Annotated in this window: 13 protein-coding genes; 7 read left to right on the forward strand and 6 right to left on the reverse strand. The window is 68.6% G+C overall.

Annotation, left to right across the window (positions count from 1 at the left end; genetic code table 11):
- Positions 1 to 27: 27 nt before the first annotated feature.
- Entirely contained in the window at positions 28 to 354 is a 327-nt protein-coding gene (locus VF168_11225; protein HEX7004743.1) for a hypothetical protein, read from the forward strand.
- 26 nt (positions 355 to 380) lie between these two features.
- Here VF168_11225 and VF168_11230 read toward each other — a convergent pair whose 3' ends face one another.
- Positions 381 to 1292 carry a PHB depolymerase family esterase gene (locus VF168_11230; GenBank protein ID HEX7004744.1) on the reverse strand — a complete coding sequence of 304 codons (912 nt, stop codon included), beginning with the start codon at positions 1290 to 1292 and terminating at the stop codon, positions 381 to 383.
- Between the two features lie 80 nt (positions 1293 to 1372).
- Between VF168_11230 and VF168_11235 the strand changes: the two genes are divergently transcribed.
- Complete coding sequence (locus tag VF168_11235) at positions 1373 to 3136, forward strand: UvrD-helicase domain-containing protein (protein HEX7004745.1); 1764 nt, start codon at positions 1373 to 1375, stop codon at positions 3134 to 3136.
- Positions 3137 to 3159: 23 nt separating this feature from the next.
- Here the strand turns inward: VF168_11235 and VF168_11240 are convergent, their stop codons facing one another.
- Positions 3160 to 3807, reverse strand: a complete 648-nt coding sequence (locus tag VF168_11240) for a hypothetical protein (GenBank protein HEX7004746.1) — start codon at positions 3805 to 3807, stop codon at positions 3160 to 3162.
- 213 nt (positions 3808 to 4020) lie between these two features.
- Here VF168_11240 and VF168_11245 point away from each other — a divergent pair, with 213 nt between their 5' ends.
- Genes VF168_11245 through VF168_11255 form a run of 3 tightly spaced genes read left to right on the forward strand, consistent with a single transcriptional unit; the run spans position 4021 to position 12328 of the window.
- Complete coding sequence (locus tag VF168_11245; GenBank protein HEX7004747.1) at positions 4021 to 6840, forward strand: PD-(D/E)XK nuclease family protein; 2820 nt, start codon at positions 4021 to 4023, stop codon at positions 6838 to 6840.
- The gene (locus VF168_11250) at positions 6837 to 10271 is read left to right on the forward strand and encodes a UvrD-helicase domain-containing protein (GenBank protein HEX7004748.1); all 3435 of its coding nucleotides are present in this window, start codon (positions 6837 to 6839) and stop codon (positions 10269 to 10271) included. The genes VF168_11245 and VF168_11250 overlap by 4 nt, the downstream gene beginning before the upstream one ends.
- Positions 10272 to 10306: 35 nt before the next feature.
- Positions 10307 to 12328, forward strand: coding sequence for a thioredoxin-like domain-containing protein (locus VF168_11255; protein HEX7004749.1), 2022 nt, complete (start codon positions 10307 to 10309; stop codon positions 12326 to 12328).
- 18 nt (positions 12329 to 12346) lie between these two features.
- Here the strand turns inward: VF168_11255 and VF168_11260 are convergent, their stop codons facing one another.
- From VF168_11260 to VF168_11275, 4 genes are read right to left on the reverse strand one after another with little or no spacing between them, the layout of a single operon-like run.
- Positions 12347 to 13210: a MurR/RpiR family transcriptional regulator gene (locus VF168_11260; protein ID HEX7004750.1), complete on the reverse strand. Its 864-nt coding sequence runs from the start codon at positions 13208 to 13210 to the stop codon at positions 12347 to 12349.
- 29 nt (positions 13211 to 13239) lie between these two features.
- Complete coding sequence (locus VF168_11265; GenBank protein ID HEX7004751.1) at positions 13240 to 14790, reverse strand: FAD-dependent oxidoreductase; 1551 nt, start codon at positions 14788 to 14790, stop codon at positions 13240 to 13242.
- The gene (locus VF168_11270; GenBank protein ID HEX7004752.1) at positions 14787 to 15473 is read right to left on the reverse strand and encodes a glycerophosphodiester phosphodiesterase; all 687 of its coding nucleotides are present in this window, start codon (positions 15471 to 15473) and stop codon (positions 14787 to 14789) included. The genes VF168_11265 and VF168_11270 overlap by 4 nt, the downstream gene beginning before the upstream one ends.
- Positions 15474 to 15475: 2 nt before the next feature.
- Positions 15476 to 16300, reverse strand: coding sequence for an HAD-IIA family hydrolase (locus tag VF168_11275; GenBank protein HEX7004753.1), 825 nt, complete (start codon positions 16298 to 16300; stop codon positions 15476 to 15478).
- Positions 16301 to 16567: 267 nt separating this feature from the next.
- Between VF168_11275 and VF168_11280 the strand changes: the two genes are divergently transcribed.
- Both VF168_11280 and VF168_11285 read left to right on the forward strand, forming a co-directional pair.
- Positions 16568 to 17569, forward strand: coding sequence for an SGNH/GDSL hydrolase family protein (locus VF168_11280; protein ID HEX7004754.1), 1002 nt, complete (start codon positions 16568 to 16570; stop codon positions 17567 to 17569).
- 329 nt (positions 17570 to 17898) lie between these two features.
- Positions 17899 to 18297, forward strand: coding sequence for a hypothetical protein (locus VF168_11285; protein HEX7004755.1), 399 nt, complete (start codon positions 17899 to 17901; stop codon positions 18295 to 18297).
- Positions 18298 to 18341 lie beyond the last annotated feature (44 nt).

Genomic DNA, 18341 nt, shown 5'->3' on the forward strand with positions numbered 1-18341 from the left:
CGGGCTGATCTGCTCTACCCTACCGGCATGGAAGAGGTCTGGGAGAAGCTCGACATCCCTGCCGGGGCGAAGAGCGCCATGCAGAGCTGGCTGGCGGACAACACCGGCGTGCTGCTCCACGCCTGGATCGCCGACGACGACAAGACGGTCCTCGCGGTGGTCGCCACGGTCACCGAGGAGGCGTTCGATTCCGAGACCGACGGCTACGACGTCGACAGTATCGAGCTGCATATGCTCACCGTCTTCGACACGATCCAGGAAGGTTGGGAGGTGAGCGTCGACAGCGAGGTGAAACTGGGCAACCTGTTCGGCGAACTCGCCAACCGGTACGTCGAGGATTTCGGGACGCTCTGACGCCGTTCCGAGACCCGGCGCTCCCGTCAGCGAAGCTCTACGCCGAAGAACCCGAGTATCTCGCGGCTGACGTCGAAGCCCATCCGAGCCTCGCCGTTCCCCACAAGCCGCAGCCAGTCGTGGTCGCCTCCCACGAGGGCGTAGAGCACCACCTCGTTCCCGGCAGGACAGTCGGTCACCTTCAACACCTCGACCCGCTCGACGTTCGTTCCGTCCAGCTCGACGGTGTTCCTCTCGCTGGCGCCTCCGCAACCGGCCTGATTCGCCCAGAAGCCGAACGTCTGCGGCACCGAGGCCGACAACACGATCTCGCGGCCGCCGAAGACACCCGTCTGGCCGGCCCACGGAACCACCTGGTCAGCGGTCCCGTGCACAAGCATCATCGACAGCGGTCGCGCCTGTTCGCACGCCATCGGCAGGCCTTCGAAGCCCGCGCCCGCCACGCTCGCGAACGCCCGGAAGGGTGAGTCGGACTCGCAGGCGAGCCGCTGGACCATGAAACCGCCATTCGAGTAACCCGCCACGTAGACCCGATCGGGGTCGATCGCCAAGGAGTCGCTCATCCGCTCGACCAGCGCGTGCAGGAACCGGACATCGTCCACTCCCTGGTTGGCGCCTATGCCGGCGAGGTAGTTCCACTGGGCTCCCAGTCCGTCAGGATAGACGACGACCGCCTGGGCAAGCTCGTTGAAGCCGCTGGCCGCGGCGATGCCGGCACCGCTACCTCCCCGGCCGTGCAGCACGACGAGGAGCGGAAGTCCCGCGGCTCCGGCCTCTGTCCCGGCACCGGGCGGCACATACAGCTCGTAGGTGCGGGCAACTGCGTCGACGACCATCTCTTCGTGTCGGCTGCCCGGCGCCTGCTGACCCAGGCAGAGGGTCCAGGCGAGCAGCAGCGGGACCAGTACGGGCAGGCGCTTGCAACCTGTTGTCGTCATCGAGAGAAGCCTACAGCCCCGCGGCTCCTGACGTTGCACCTGCACCGGTCCGCCAACCGCCTGGCTAAGCTGCTCCCGAGGTGAGCCTCCCCTCCCCCGCCCCGGCAGCCGGACCCCCTCTCAGCCACTACCAGGAGCGGATAATCGAGTTCGTCACCAGTGGGCAGGGCAACGGCGTCGTACGGGCGACCGCAGGCGCCGGCAAGACCTCGACGTTGGTAGCGGTAGCGTCGAACCTCGACCCGGCCTCGAGGGCTTGCTTCCTCGCTTTCGGCCGCGAAGCGGCCGCCGAACTCGCCCGCAGACTGCCGCCCTGGGTGGCAGCCATGACGGTGCACAGCCTCGGCCGTTCTACCGTCGAACGCTCGCTGCGCTCGAGCGGAAGGAGGATGCAGGCTGTCGAGAAGGGGAAGTACCGGAGACTCCTTCGGCGCGCCCTGAAGGAGCGGCCTGGATCGTCGGGGCTCGCTCCCGAGCAGGTTGCAGGATGCGAGGAGTATCTGAACAGGGTGGTGGGCCTCGTCCGCCTCCACCTTGTCGAACCGGGTGACGACGGGGCCCTGCGCGCGCTCGTCGAGCACCACGCCATCGTGCCGCCCGAGCCGGAGCTGGAGCCGGCCAGCCACAGACTGCTGTGGAAGGTGCTCGAGCAGGGGCTCGACGAGGCGCTCGAGCTGGGGATCTGCGACTTCACCGACATGCTCTACCTGCCCGTCACCCAGGAGCTCGATCCTCCCCGGTTCGACTTCGTCTGCGTCGACGAGGCACAGGATTACAGCGCGGCCGCCCTTGCCTTCACCCGACGTCTGGTGGACGCCCGCTCGGGCGGCAGGCTGCTGTTCGTAGGGGATCCCAGGCAGAGCATTTACGGTTTCGCCGGCGCCGACTCCGAGGCGATGGACCGGATAGTCGCCGAGACGAAGGCCACGGTCCTGCCGCTCAGCATCACCTACCGCTGCCCCCGCTCCCACGTGGCCCTGGCTCGCCTGCTCGCTCCGGAGATCGAAGCTGGCCCCTCCGCGAACGAAGGCAGGGTGTTCTGGATCGCCGACCGGGCGCTGGAACATTGGGCGAGGGAGGGGGACATGGTCATCTGTCGCGCCAACGCCCCCCTGGTGAAGACCTGTCTGCGACTCGCCCGCGCCGGGCTTCGGGCCTTCGTCCGGGGACGGGACCTGCGCAAGCAGCTGCTGGAGTTGAGTGAACGGGCGGTCGCTGGGAGGAGCCGGGACCCCCGCGACGAACTGGACGCCTTCGAAGCCCGTGAAACCGCACGACTGCAACGCCTGGCGGGCAGGAGGGCCGAGCCGCTCGTAGAGGCTCGACGCGACCTCGTCGACTGCCTCCGTTTCCTGCTCGCGAACCCTCGAAGCGGGGATGCAGTGGGGTTACGGGAGCTCCAGCGGAGGATAGAGGAAACGTTCGCTCAGCAGGAGGGTGCCGTGATCCTCTCGACCGTCCACCGGGCGAAGGGGCTGGAATCCGACCGTGTCCTGCTCCTCTACCCAGAGCTCATGCCTGCTCCCTACGCTCGCACCGCGCGATCGCTCCGAGGCGAAGCGGCCGTCCAGTTCGTCGCCCTCACCCGCGCTCGACACGACCTCGTTTTCGTGTCCAACGCCAGCGCCCAGGCGAGCAGGGCGGTCTCCAAGGACGGGATGCGCAGTGGACCGGTCGGCAGCCGCTCTCCTCCCGCTACCGCCGACCCGGACCGGGCGCCGCCTGCGACGTCGCTCGACCCCGTAGGTGTCGAGCTCGCCCCGGAAGATCTGACCGGACAGGGCAAAGGGGTATGGCGGGAGGTGCTCGAGCTGGCCAGGCTGCTGTCGAGGACCAGGGGTTGACTCCGGGCCCGGTCTTCGGCTCTTCAGGCTTCCCGCTCGTCGCTGCCGAAGGTATCGGTCCAGGCGTCGGCTGGGCCGCCTATCTCGTCGCTCGCCGGACGGTGGGGGTCGCTGAAGTCGTCCGGGAAGTCGGCGGGCCGGCGGGCGGTGGCAGGAGCCGCGGCAGGGGCAGGCTCACCGGCCTCCTCCACCATCTGACCCCCCGGCTTCTCTGCCACCCGTCCTAGAGGTTCGCGGCGGCTCGGAGGAGCGGCCGTAGCGTCGGCCGGTCCTGCCTCCGACTCGGCTCGATCCGGTCCCGTCGGTCGCTTGGCCTTCGACTTGCGCCCGCTCCCGCCCTTGCCCTTGCGAGGCCTCTCGGATCCACCGCCGGCATCCGGAGAAGCCTCCCCGGGTCCACCCCCTGCACCACCCGAGCCCTCCTCGATGCGCTCGGCGAAAAGCCACTCGTCGTAAACCACCCTTACCCGAGTGCCGTCCGGGTAGGGGCGATGGATGAAGCCGAGGAGCATCCTCTCCCCCAGCCTGATGACTCCGCTGTTCACCGTGCCTTCGAGTGGCAGCTTGGTGACCAGGTAGGGATCCGGGTAGCTGATCGCCCGCAACCGGCGCTTGCCGTCGCTGTCGTCCGGCGCCCCGGGCCGGCGTTGCTGCTCGCCTTCTGCACTCATACGCTTGCACCCTTCGCGGTCGGGTTCGAGCTGCCCGTCTGCCTCCCATTATGACGCTAGGCGGGTTCACCGCGGGCGACCGTAGCCTGACGGCGAGGACCGCCGGGACCGAGCCCGCATGAGAACATTCCACTGCGAGCCGAGCGAGGGTCGTGGGTATGCTGGGCGGAGTGAGGAGCCGCCCCCGCCACCCGGTCCGGTCACGAAGCGAAGATGGTTGACCGAGAGGCGGCGCGCTTCGTCGTAACCTCGGCTCGGCTCGGGGTCGAGCCCCCGCCGCAGGCCGAGGGGCTTATCCTCCCCAACCGTCAGGCCGCCCGCTCACTCGGGGTCCCCTACCGGTCGCTCGAGGGGTTGGCGCAGGGAGTTATCCGATCGCGAGGAGTGAGGATCGCTCCGAAGGTCGTCGCGCACAGGATGCTGAGGCTGGCGGTCGTCCGCTCGGGCGCGGGCAGCGACCCCGGCGGCATCGCCCGCGCCGCCGAATCCACCCTTCGCGAGCTGCTCCGAGCCGGGGTCGACCTCGATGCCCTCGGGCAGGTCGGCAACCGCAGGGTCGAACGTCTCGCCGCCATCGCCGTTAGCTACCGGCGACTCCTGGCCCAGGAGGGTCTGATCGACGCCGCCGAACTGCTGTGGCGCGCTTCGGAGCTCGTGATGGAACCGGTCAGGCTCCAGCTACGCGGTTTCCCCCGCCTGCCGGCAGCCGAGCGGGCGTTCCTCGATGCGGTGGCCGCACCGGGCAGCACGATCCAGCTGCCGCTCCCCGCCGATGGCGCCCCGCTTTTCGCCGAGAATCTCGAGGCGCTCTCCGACTTCAGGGCGCGTGGATGGGTCACCAGGCAGGAGCAGCAGCCCGGAACCGAGAGGGCCGAGGGACCCGGCACGCTGGGCGTCAAGCTCGCCGAAGAGTTCCTGACTGGGCGGAGTGAGAGCCGAAGGGCGAACCTGGCCTGTTACGCCTACCCCGATCTAGAGGCCGAGTCGCGAGGGACTCTCGCGCTCGTCAAGCGGCTCCTCCGCAGAGGCGTGAGTCCCGGCCGCATCGCCATCGTCGCTCGTGACGAGGAGAGCTACGGGCCCACCCTGCTCGCGGTCGCCGAAGAGTACGGAGTGCCGTTGAGGGTCCTCTACCAGGTCCCGCTCGCTCAGGCGCGCTTCGGCGCCTGGCTCGCGGAGCTGCTCGAGGCGCTCGAGTCGCACCTGCCGTTCGAGGAGACGGCGAGGGTGCTGGCCCACCCACTGGTGAACGGCCTCGACGGTGAGACCTGGGCCGAGGTTCGCAGCGAGCACACGAGCGGCTGGGAAGCATGGCGCGCGCGGTTGCCCTACCTGGGCGAAGCCTGGCCGGCGAGCGCTGATCGTCGGGAGTTCATCGAGCGACTCGAGTCGCTCGTGAGCGACCTGGGCGCCCCCCGCAACGCCCTCGCCTGGGCCCGCGAAGCCCGCGCCGTAACCATCTTCTTCGAAGAGCTCAGGTCGCTGCCCGGCAGGTCGGCCGAGGTCACGCTCGAGGAGTTCATCGCCGAGGCCGCCGAACTGCTCAATCTCCTCACCGTGCCGGCGCAACCCGGCCGCGGCGGCGTCGAACTGCACACTCCGCTGTCGCTGTTCGGCGCTTCGGTGGATCACCTGTTCGTCGTTGGGGCCGCAGAAGGTATCCTCCCCAGCCCGGTTCGGCCCGACCCTCTCCTGGACCCGTTCGAACGTGAGGAGCTGGGGGCGGGAGGCTTCCCCGTCGAGGACGTCGCCACTGAGGCTCGCCGAGAAGAGCTGTCGCTCTGGGCGCTCCTGCACTCGGCCGGCACCTCGCTGACGCTCAGCCTCCCGAGGCTACTGGGGCGAAGCGAGGCGTTCCCGAGTCCCTTCCTGGCCCGGCTGGGCGTCGAGCCTACGGACCCTCCACCGGCCGCCATCTGCAGCGATCGAGAGTTGCGGCTGGCCGAGCTCACCGGGGAAGAACGGTTCGACGAGGTGCTGGAGCGAGCGAGGCACGCCTACAAGGTAGAGGTGCGGCGCGAGAGCGACGCTCCCTACGATGGTCACGACGGGATGGTCGGCATCCCCTACCTGCCGCCGCCTGGCGGGCTGGCCGTGACCGCGCTCGTTTCACTGGCGAGCTGCCCCTTCAGGTTCTTCGGCGAAAGGGTGCTGCGGCTCGACGAGCCGGATGAAGCGGCCGACTCCCTCGAACCCTCACTGCGCGGGAAACTCTTCCACGAGGTGCTGCAGAGTGTCATGGAGTCTGTCATCGAAACCGACCGCGGGTTCGCAGAGGTCGTGAGGCGAGAGCCCGATGCGGATACCGGAGAGAGGGCGAACGCAACCGCGAGCGAGGATGTGGGCGGGCGGGCGAGCGGGCCTTGGGACGAAGTGGTCAGCGGTGAGTCGCCGGCGGGGTCGGGTTGGGCCGGCGCCGATCCGCGAGCGGTGGCGCTGGCGCGACTCGACGAAGCGTTCGAGAGGGCCGAGGAGGAGCTCCAGCTTACCTCTCTGCCCACCTGGCCCCTAGAGCGGAGCCAGCACCTGAGGGTGCTGCGGCGCGCGATCGCATCGGAACGGTTCATCCGCGAAGGCGCGAGGGTTCTGGAGCTGGAGAGCCCATTCCAAGGCCGCTGGCGCGGCATCCCGGTACGTGGCCGGGTCGACCGGATGGACGCCCTGGCCGATGGCATCGAGCTGCTCGACTACAAGAGCGGCTCGAGCATCTCCAATCTGGCTAAGGACGAAGATGGTCGGCCCAAGGTCGACCTCCAACTGAGCATCTACCGCGAGGTGGCAGGCGCCGCTCTCGCCCCGAACGAGCCGGTTGCCGGCAGCCGCTACTTCTCGGTGAGCAGAGCGGAAGACCTCAGGGCGGCTACGCCCAGCGACGAGCAGCTCGACACGATCGCCGAGGGAGTCAAGAGAGCCTGGCGTGAAGGCGCCTATCCGGTCGATCCCGACATCGACGGCGCCGCATGCCGCTACTGCCCCCTCGACCCGGTCTGTCGGAAAGGGCCCCGACTCGAGAGGAAGCGTCACCGGCCGTGAGCCTCACCGAACAGCAGCGGCGCGCCGTCGAGGCGACGGGAAGCGTGGCCGTCACCGCCGGCGCCGGCACCGGCAAGACCCACATGCTCACCGAGCGCTACCTCCACCACCTCGAGGCTCACGGACTACGCCCCCTCGAGATCGTCGCCGGCACCTTCACCGAAGCGGCTGCCGCGGAACTGCGCGGCCGGGTGCGCGCCCGCCTGCGTCAACTGCCCCAGCTCGGCCACCTGGCCGGTGAACTCGAGGCCGCCCAGATCGGAACCCTTCACTCGCTCGCCGGCCGGATCTGCCGCGAGCACCCTGAAGCCGCCGGAGTGCCCTGGGACTTCGCGGTACAGGACGAACTCAACCAGCGGTTGTGGCTGGAACGGCACCTGCGCGAAGCTCTGCTGGCGTTGCCCGAAGAGCTCGCATCGGCGCTGCCGTTCGACGTCCTGAGGGACTCTCTGCGGGCGCTGCTGGCCGATCCCTACACCGCCCGCACCGCTCTCGCTGCCGATCCCCGCCAGTGGCCCGAGCTCATCGAGGCCCAGAAGCAGATCGCCTGCCGCCGGATGACGAAGCTGCGCCAGTGGCGCGAGGCGGTAGCTACGCTCGAGGCTAACGCGGGACCGGTGGGAGACAAGCTCGAACTCCAGCGTCGGGAGGCCCTCGAAGCCGTCCGCCGGATCGAAGCTGGCGACTTCTCCACCGAGGTCTGCACGATCCTGGATGGGCTCAGCAAGAGACCGGGCAGCGCCAAGGCCTGGGGCGATGCGGTCGCCCTCGTCAAGGAGGCCTGCGGCGTGGTCCGCGACTGCTACCGCCGCTTCGGCCGCATCTTCGGGCTGGCGCTGGGGCCCGCCGACGACAGGCTGCGCGAACTGTTGCCACCCCTCGCCCAGGCGTACCGGCTGGTGGACGCTCATCTCGCCGAGGTCAAGCGCAAGGAGCGACTCCTGGACTTCAGCGACCTCGAACTGCACGCCCTCCGGGCGCTCCAGGACGCCACTGTGCGCGGCTTCTACCGGAGTCGCTGGAAGGCGTTCCTGGTGGACGAGTTCCAGGACACCAACCCTGTTCAGGCCGAACTGCTTGCCCGGCTCACCGGGATGCCGCTCGCCGCAGGCGGCCGGTACGGCGGCGACCGCGAGGCGGCCGGCACGATCGGCCCGGACGCGTCCACCTCGGAGCGGCATCGAACCGCACCCCGCGTGACCGTCGTGGGTGATGAGAAGCAGTCGATCTACGGCTTCCGCCGCGCCGACATCGACGTGTTCCGGCAGGTGCGAGAAGCGATCGACGGCGCGGGTGGCGAGACGATAGAGCTCTCCACGAGCTTCAGGACGCATCACGAGCTGATGGCGCCCCTCAACGCCGTCTTCGAGCCGGCGCTCGCCGAACTCCACCAGCCTCTGGCCGGGGCGCGAACAGATGGGCCGGGCGACGCTCCTTATCTGAGCGTGCGTCTCGTGGTGAGTGAGGGGCGGGTCCTCAAGCAGTTCCGTCAGAGGGCCGAGGCGCACCACATCGGGGAGTTGATCGCAGAGCTCATCGCCGACGGCGCTCCGGTGTTCGACAAGGCCAGCCGAGAACTGAGGCCGGTGCGGCCGGGCGACATTGCCATCCTCGCCCGCACCTGGGACACCCTCTCCCCGTACGCCGAGGAACTGGCGGCCCGCGGCGTCCCCACCATCCATGCTGGCGGCGGCGACCTGCTGGCCCAACGGGAGGTCAAGGACGCCCTCGCCCTGCTGCGCTTCCTCGCCGACCCGACCGACGACCTCTCGCTCGCAGCCGTTCTCCGTTCCCCCTTCTTCGCGCTCGAGGACCGGCAGCTGGTGGAGCTGGCGGCCGAAGCGAGGGGGGCGGGGACGAGTTGGTGGGGAACGCTGGCGCAGCACAGATCGGGACGGCAGCGCGATTCCGACCCGTTCGCACTCGCTGGGAGGAACGACGATCCGGGCGAACTCTCCCCGGCGAGCCTCGGCGTGGCCGCCTCGACTCTGGACGCTCTGCTGACCTTGCGGCGGGAAGCGCCGAGTCGGCTGCTGCGCCGGGCCGACGACCTCACCGGTTACACCGCGGTCATCGGCAACATGCCGGGGGGCCAGCGGCGACTGGCCGACTGGCGGGGCTTCTGCGATTTCGTGGCACAACTCGAGCGGGGCCAGGAGGATGTGTTCACGGTGGTGAGGGAACTCCGCCTGCTCACCGGGCTGAGCGACGTCAAGGTTCCACGGCCGGGGATGGAAGCCGGCGACGCGGTGTCGCTGATGAGCGTCCACAACGCGAAAGGGCTGGAATGGCCGATCGTCGTCGTGCCTGACGTCACCGCCGGCACCTTCGCGAGGGGGAGCGCCACCCTCTTCGAAGCCGCTGCCGGCTTGGCGTTCGAGGTCGAGGACGACTCGGGCGAGAAGGTCGAACCGGCCCTCTTCTCCATCCTCGACGCCCGCCGCAAGGCCAGGGAGGCCGAGGAGGAACTACGCATCCTCTACGTGGCCCTCACCCGCGCTCGCGACCGGATCGTGCTGAGCGGCAGCCACGAGAAAGGCGGTCGTCTCGCTTCGCTCGAGGAGGGGCTCGAGGCCGCCGGAGTCGAACCGATCCTCATCCCCTTCGACCCTGCCCACGCCGTGCCCAAGACGCCGCGACCGGAGAACGCGGCCGAGCAGGGGGAGAGAGTGCTGGGCGGGGCCGGCGTCGGCCTGTTCGAACTACCGGTGACTTCGCTGTCGACGTTCGCGGAGTGTCCGCAACGGTTCTATTTCGAACAGGTCCTGCAGCACCCGGGGGCCGGGCAGGCTACGAGCGGACCGGAGTGGGCGGGATCGACGGAAGGGGACAGGCATGAGGCAGGCACCGCCGTGGCCGCCAGGATCGGCGAACTGACCCACCGAGCCCTGCAGTTCGCGATCGAAGACGAGGGGGAACTGGCCAGCCTCGACCCGAGCCTCGAACTCGAGCATGTCCGGAGCGCACTGGGTTTCGCCCGGGCCTTCCGCAACTCTCCCGTCTTCGCCCCTCTCCGGGACGCGATCGTCCGGCGCGAACTTCCGCTGGTGATCGACGGCGGCGAGTACGGTAGCCGGCTAAGGCTCCACGGGATCGCCGACGCGGTCGGGGTCGACTTCGTGCTCGACTACAAGACCGGAGCGCGTGACAGGGAGTCGCACCTGCTGCAGGTCGCCGTCTACGCACGCGCCCTGGGGCTCGAGCGTGCCTTCGTCGCCTACCTGCGCGACACCGAACTGGTCGGCTACTCGGCCGCCGAGCTCGACTCTGCTCACTCGCGCCTCGGCGAGATCCTCCGGGCGATCGAAGCGGGAGCATTCGAAGCGAGTCCGGCCTACGAGAAGTGCCGCCGCTGCCCCTTCGAGCCGCTCTGCGAGTCGAGCGCGATGCGGCATGTGGCGCCGAAGGAAGTCCAGACGACCACGAAGTAGCCGCCGGCTGCACTACCCTGAAGAGGAGGGCTTCCATGTCTCCGCTGAACCTCCGCGCCGTCTCGGGCAGGCGGGCGCTGCTCCTGATCGCCATCTGCATAGCGATCGCTCTGGTCGTCGCCATGTGGCTGCTACCGCCGCGCCCGCGCGCTCAGGGTGGACCGCTTGCGCCTGAATTCCCCTCCGGTCTGGAGTGGATCAACAGCGAGCGTCCGCTGCAGCTCGCCGACCTGCGCGGGAAGTTCGTCCTCCTCGACTTCCTCACCTACGGCTGCATCAACTGCATCCATGTGATCCCCGATCTGCATGCTCTCGAGGAGGAGTACGGCGACTCCCTCGTGGTCCTCGGCGTTCACTCGGCGAAGTTCGAACATGAACGTGGAACCGAGAACATCACCCGCTTCGCCCAGCGGTACGGTATCGACCACCCGATAGTCAACGACCGCAACTTCGAAATCTGGGAGGCCTACCGGATCTACGCCTGGCCCAGCTCGGTCCTCATCGATCCTCAGGGCAGGGTCGTGGGCAGGCATGCGGGCGAAGGCGTATTCACTGCCTTCGACGGTCTCCTGAGTGAACTCGTCGAGCGAGCCGATGCGAACGGGACGCTCGACCCCGCCCCACTGGACCTGGCGGCCTCCGCGCCCTCACTCCCCGGGTCGCCGCTCCGGTTCCCCAGCAAGGTGCTGGCCCATGAGGGGAGCGACCGGCTCTTCATAGCCGACACCAGTCACCACCGCATCGTCGTCACCGACCTCGAGGGTTCCGTGCTCGCGGTGATCGGCAGCGGCGAGCCCGGCTTCAGGGACGGCAGTTCGAGCGAAGCCGCCTTCTTGCGGCCGCACGGCCTCGCCCTGGCCCCTCCCGACGTGCTCTACGTGGCCGATACCGGCAACCACGCCATCCGCAGGGTCGACCTCACGAGCGGTCGGGTGACGACCGTTGCAGGCACCGGCGAGCAGGAGTACATGTTCGCCATCTTCGAGGCGCCGGCTCTCGAGCACGGCCTCAACTCGCCCTGGGACCTCCTCTGGCTGGATGGTCGGCTCTACATCGCGATGGCGGGGCAACACCAGATCTGGCGATACGACCCCGCTACGGAGATGCTCTACCTGCACGCCGGCTCCGGCCGTGAAGCACTGGCGGATGGACCCCTGCGCGGGTCGGCGCTGAACCAGCCGACCGGGCTGGCAACCGACGGCGAACTCCTCTTCATCGCCGACAGCGAGGCGAGCGCCATCAGGAGGGCCGGGCTCGAGGAGGACTCGAAGCTCGATACGATAGTCGGCACGGGGCTTTTCGACTTCGGTGACGTCGACGGTAGCGGCGACGAGGTGCTCCTCCAGCACGCCGAGGGAGTCGCCTGGCACGACCGGATGCTCTACGTGGCCGACACCTACAACAACAAGATCAAGCGCATAGACCCGCTCAGCCGCACGGCCACGACCATCTTCGGGAGCGGCGAGCCAGGCTGGCGGGACGGCAGCGATCCGCTCTTCTACGAGCCCACGGGGATAAGCGCAGCCAACGGATCGCTCTACATAGCCGACGCCAACAACCATGCCATCCGGGTCGCCGACCTCTCGACGGGCGAGGTGAGCACACTGGAGCTCTCCGATGCCGAGGGGCTGCTGGCCGGACCCGAGTCGACCGAGTACTTCGGCGCTACCGTGGCGCTGGAGGATCAGAGGGTGCGGGAGGGACCGGGCGAGCTCCTGCTCGAGATCAGCCTGCCACGCGACTACAAGGTGAACGACCTCGCACCGTTGCACGTCTCCTGGAGCGTGGAGGGCGAGGCGGTAACGGTGGAGCCGGCGAGTCGTGAGACTATCGAAGCGCACCCTGAATACCCGTTCAGCCTCATGGTGCCCGCACACTTCACCCGGGGCGAGTCGCGGGTGACGGCCGAACTGGACATCTACTACTGCCGTGAGGGGGCCGAGGCGCTCTGCCTTGTGGACCGGGTAAGGCTGGTCGTGCCGGTGACCGTGACGGATCGGGGCGACGACCAGGTGCGGCTGGCCCGCACCCCGCCGCCGGTGCCGACGGGGATGTAGGCAACGACCGAAAAGCCCCTACTCCACCCGCTGCGCGTCGATCGCGCCCTGCGTCCTCGCCAGCGAACGCTGCGATCTCTCCCGGCCCCCCATGGTGAGCGCGACATAGAGCGAATCGATGACGGCCAGGTGCGCGGTGCGAGCCGCCATCGCTTCCACCCCGGAGGTCGTCTCCTGGACCGCGGTCACCAGCCCCACGTCGGCCAGCTCGAGCAGCGGCGAGCGCAAGAACGAAGTCAGCGCGACGATCGTCGCCCCGGCCTGGCGGGCTAACCGAGCGGCGCTGAGCAGCTCCTGGGTCCGACCGGTGTGGGAGACGATGAAGGCGACGTCGTTCTCTTCCAGCGTCGCGGCCGCTACCGATTGCATGTGAGAGTCGGGCGGGGTGGAGACGGCTAGCCCTATCCGCAGGAACCGGTAGTAGGCGTCCACCACCACCGGCGTGCTCGAGCCCATCCCGTATATGTCGATACGCCTGGCCCCCGCGAGCGCTCCGACCGCCGCCTGCAGAGCCGACAGTTCGACCAGCTCGAGCGTCTCCTCGAGGGCGCGGATCTCCGACTGCACCACCTTGCGCATCACCTGAAGCGGATCGTCGTCCGGCTTCAGTTCGACCTCGCGCACTCCGGGACCGCTGCTTCCCCGTTCGAAGGCGAGGGCGAGCTTGAACTCCCGGAAGCCCGAGTAACCGAGCGCCCGGCAGAGGCGCATGACGGTAGCGGTGCTCACTGAGGCCCTCTGGGCCAGGGCCTCCACCGAGAGCGAAACGATGTCGTCGGCGTGGTCCAGGACGAACCTTGCGACGGCGCTCTCCGAGGGTGTGAGGCTCGTCTGCAGACCGCGGATGCGGGCAGTCACCGAACCGGCTGGTACGCCGTTCATCGCATGGCCCCGTTCGCCGCGTCAGACCCTCAGCTGAGGGCCGAGGAGGTCGCCAGCAGCTCCTCCACCCGCGGCCGCGCCTCCTCGGCGGCGCTCTCGTTGAGGAACGCCAGGCGGGTGCGGCGGTGGAGGATGTCCTCGGCGGTACAGGCCATCTCGACGCGGCTCCCGTAGATGACCTCGGCCTCTATGTGCGGGTATCCGGCGGCCAGCCTTCCCCCGTAGCCCTGAGCCGCGATCGTGGCCACCTCGGTCGCCTTGCTGCCGTAAGCGCGGTGGAGATGCGCGGCGACATCCTCGTCCAGGCCCGCCCGCTCGAGCTGGGCGATACCGTCGGCGCCGAAGCCCTCGGCCCCCCGAAGCGGAAGCGTCTCGGTGGCGGAGCCGCGCGAAGGCTCGAGCCGGCCCACGCGCACGGCCCGGTCGACGGCGTCGAGCGCCATCTTCCGGTAGGTGGTCCACTTCCCGCCGGTGATCGTCAGGAGGCCCGACTCGCTCACCTCGATGAGGTGGTCGCGCACCAGGCCCGACGTGCCCTTCTTGCTGTCGTTGGACACCAGCGGCCGCAGGCCCGACCAGGAAGAGAGCACGTCGCCGCGGCCCACCGGCAGGTCGAAATAGTGGCGCAGGTGGCGGAGGATGTATTCGATGTCCTCCTCGCTGGCCTGCGGGTCCTCGCTGAGCGGAGCCGGGTTGTCGGTGGTTCCCACCAGCGTGTGCCCCAGCCAGGGGAGGAGGAAGAGAACGCGTCCGTCTTCGGTCTTGGGGATGAGCAGTCCGGTTTCGGGTGGGGAGAAGTGGGCGTCGAGCACGATATGGGTGCCTGAGCTGGTGCTCAGCAGCCTCCTGGCGCCCGGATCGTCGAGCAGTCTGATCTCGTCGCAGAAGGGACCGGTGGCGTTCACGACGACCTTGGCGTCGATCTCCCAACTCTCACCCGTCAGAGTGTCCTTCACCACGGCGCCTCTCAGCCGGCCGCCCTCCTCGAGCAGGTCGCTGGCAGCAACGTGGTTGGCTACGGTCGCGCCCTGCTGGGCGGCGGTGAGCGCCAGCGAGACGTTCATGCGGGCGTCGTCGAACTGGCCGTCGTAGTAGAGGACTCCACCCTTGAGGCCCTCCTTGCGGAGCATCGGGAAACGCCTGGTGGCCTCGGCGCGTCCCAGAAGCCGGCTGCTCTCGAGGTTGGCGCGCCCTGCCAGCAGGTCGTAGATCTTGAGGCCGGTGAAGTAGTAGGGGATCTCGAAGAGGCCGTAGAGGGGAGTGAGGAGCGGCAGCGGCCGGCTCAGGTGGGGAGCTATCCGCAGCAGTACCGCGCGCTCCTTGAGGGCGTCGCGCACCAGGTCGAGCTGGCCCCGGTCGAACTCCTTGACCGCCTTCTCCAGGTAGCGAACTCCGCCATGGATCAGTTTGGTGCTGCGGCTGCTGGTACCGGCGGCGAAGTCCTCCTTCTCGACCAACGCCACGTCGAGCCCCCGTGTGGCGGCGTCGAGGGCGATGCCGGTACCGGTTGCCCCTCCGCCCAGCACGAGCATGTCGAAGCGCCGGCTCTTGAGGCGCCCGATCGCGTCTGCCCGGTTCAAGCGACACCCCGTCCGCTCGCTTCGAGCATCAGTTCAGGGTCGTCACCGATGATCCCGTCGGCCCCCCACGCGAGGAGTCGGGACGCCAGCTCGGCGTCGTTGATGGTCCAGGCGAACACGAACAGGCCCCGCTCATGCCACCCGGCCAGCCGCTCCTCGGACACCAGCGAGTGGTGGGGGTGAACGCCGGCCACCGGCAGGCAGGGGAGCAGATCCAGGGCGACCTCCTCGCCCACGAGGAGCGCCAGCGGCAGAGGCGCTGCCTCCTGCTCGAGGCGGAGGATCGCGAAGGGATCGAAGGTCGAGATCCAGGCGCGGTCCTTCGCCGGACCGCGCCACCTTTCGAGAGCGCGCACCAGCAGCTCCTCCCGACCGTCGGCCTTGGGCACGGCATGCTTCAGTTCGATGTTGAGACGGGCGGAGGGGAACTCCTCGAGCAGCTCCAGGACCTGCTCGAACCGCGGAACCAACGGAGCCCGGGTGGAGAGCTCCGCCCAGGAGAGATCGGTTATGAACGCGCCCTCGACGTCGGGATCGTGGTGTACCGCCAGAACGCCGTCGTTGGTACGGTGCAGGTCGAGTTCGAGACCGTCGACGCCGGCTCCTAGTGCGGCGCGGAAGGAGGCGAGGGTGTTCTCCGGCGCCAGCCTGGGTGCTCCGCGATGTCCGATGAGCGATGCCATCTTCAACCCCTCACTTCCAGCGATTCGAGCAATCCGTCGAGTCCACTCACGACCTCCACCTCTTCCCTCCACGGTGAGCGTCCCAGCCGGGCGTCGTCGGCTCGGGTAGCGCCGCTCAGCACCAGCACCCCGGGTATCCCCACCGTGAGGGCCATCTCCACGTCGGTCTCCAGGCGGTCGCCCACCATGGCGCAGCGCGAGAGATCGACGCCGGCAGCGGCGGCCGCCTCCTCGATGAAACGCCGGTTCGGCTTGCCGACCACCTCCTCGGGTCTCCTGCCGGTGGACGCTTCGATGAGAGCCATCACCGATCCGGCGTCGGGGATGTAACCGCCTGCTACCGGACAGTTCGCGTCGGGATGGCTGGCCAGGTAGCGGCTGCCTTCACGGAGGAAGGAGCAGGCGCGGGTGAGCCGGGCGAAGTCGAGATCGGGATCGAACCCCAGGACGACGAAGTCGGGCCGGTCCTCGACCACGGAGATCCCGGCGGCGCCGAGTTCGGCTGCGAACGCGGGCGTGCCCAGTAGGTAGACCGAGGCTTCCGGGTGAGTGCGTGCCAGGTAGCCGGCTGTCGCCTGTCCGCTGGTGAAGACGTTCTCGCTCGTTACCGGAAAACCCATCCGAGACAGTTTGACGGCATACTCCCGGGAGCTGCGCGAGGAGTTGTTGGTCAGGAAGGTGAAACCGGTGCCGGAGCGGCGGAAGTGCTCGATCAGGGGGAGCGCGCCGGGTAGCGGTTCACCCCCCAGGTAGGTAGTTCCATCGAGGTCGAGGAACCAGTGCTGCACCGGTCGCAGCCTCTCCGCTCGGTCGTTGCCGCTCGTCACGCTCCTCCTTCGAATCGGCGCTGTCATTTTCTGACACTCTGCACGGCCGTGTTAGTCATCAGCTTACGAGCGCCGAGCAGCGCTGTCAATCTGAGAGAACGCCACGAGCCTCGCCTGCGTCGGACGGTCCCGCTACCGCAGTCGGACTTCCGCCCCGCACTCCGACCCCGGCTGGCCCGGTCGAACCCCGCGCGGAGCCGACTTCTCCTTTCACAAGTAGCGGACTTCATCGCATCTTCGGCTCCGACGTTGTCGCAATGGCCTTTGATGACGACCTTCGTACGCCCAGACGACTCACGGCTGGCCTGGCCCGGCGCGATATCGCTCAAGAGGACGAGCGAATGGGTTGCTCCCTGGCGGCTCCCCGTAGAAAGCCTCCAGCTCTACCCGTTCGAAGAGCTCCACGAGCAGGCGGAGAAGCCCGCAGGGGTGCGGGTGACCTTCCGCAGCAACGCCAGGAGCCTCATCTGCCACTTCCAGCCCGTTCCCGCCGATTCCCCGGCGCGGCTCGACCTGACCGCCCGAGGGACGCTGCTGGGGAGTGTCGCGCTAGCGGGGAGCGACCGTGCGGAGTTCAGCGAGCTGCCCCCCGGCGAGAAGTTGCTGGAGGTGTGGCTCCCTCAGAACCAGGCGCTGCGACTCACCGGCTTCGAACTGGAGGAGGGCGCGACCCTGGCGCCACGCATCGAGGAGCGGAGTCGCCGCTGGATCACCTACGGCAGCTCCATCACCCAGTGTCAGGGGGCCGACTCCCCGGCACGGACCTGGCCCGCTCTCGTAGCCCGCAAGGCCAATCTCAACCTCACCTGCCTGGGCTTCTCCGGGCAGTGCCATATCGAACCGATGCTCGCCAGGCTCATCCGCGACCAGCCGGCCGACCTGATCTCGCTCTGCCTCGGGATCAACGTACAGGGGGGCTCCTCGCTCAGCATGCGCACCTTCCGGCCTGCCGTCCTCGGCTTCGCCAGTATCGTCCGCGAGCGCCACAGGAGCGCGCCGCTGGCGCTCATCTCACCGATCTACTCGCCCGAACGGGAGAGCACAGCCAACGCCGCCGGCCTCACGCTGGAGATCATGCGCGAGGAGATCCGGGCCGCCGTGGAGGCGCTCCGCGGCCTGGGCGACGAGCACGTCTACTACGTCGACGGCCTGGAACTGCTGGGCGAAGAGGAGGATCATCTGCTGCCCGACCACCTCCATCCGAACCAGCAAGGCTACGAACTGATGGCGGAACGTTTCCTCGAAAAGGTCCTCCCGAGACTGACCTAGCACCAGACCTTGCCCCCATTAGGCCGAGGTAAGGCCGCCGTTAGGCCGCGAACGCCCGCTAGCGGCCCCTCTCGAACCGTCACCAACAGCCACTACCGGCGGCAACCGTTTCTCGGTAACATAACGGCGATACCTTTAACGACAGGCCCTCCAGCCCCTGCGCCGTCAATCCCTCCGCCGAGGTCGCCTGGGGAGGAGGTGGCGTTGCGTTAGTCGGGAGTGACGACCGGCAGCGTTTGCCGTGTCGGGCAGGACCAGGGCGCCCGGAAGGGCGCGCAGCAGAGGGGCCCGAACCGCGAGGCGTCCTCACTGCCAGAGGAGAACTGCTCATGCGCACGAACGATCCCCTACGGCTTCCCCTGACGATCGCCGCCGCCTACGTTCTGATAGCCGGTGTAGTGCTGCTCTTCCCATCGGTATCCCAGGCCGTCTTCGGCCGCACCACCCTGGACCCGGCCGTCGAGACGCTATACGGCGTCGCTCTCGTCAACATCGGCGCCATCTACGCTGTGCTGGTCGGCCAGAAGCAGCGCTCGAGCTCGCTCGTCTGGATCCAGATCGGCGGCCTGTTGCTGGCCGCGGTGGTGATGGTGCTCTACTGGTCGATGGGCGACTTCTCGGCCCGCACCATCCTCGTTCCCATCCTCCTCAACCTGCTGCTGGGCGTCTGGATAGGCGCACAGACCAGCAAGGCGCGGCTTCCCGGCACCCGGGTGACCGGGGCGTAGGCGCCCACCCAGCTAGCGAAAGGAGGAGGCGCGGCCGGTGGCCG

The organism is Trueperaceae bacterium, assembly GCA_036381595.1.
In the GTDB taxonomy this organism is placed as follows: Bacteria; Deinococcota; Deinococci; order Deinococcales; family Trueperaceae; genus DASVCN01.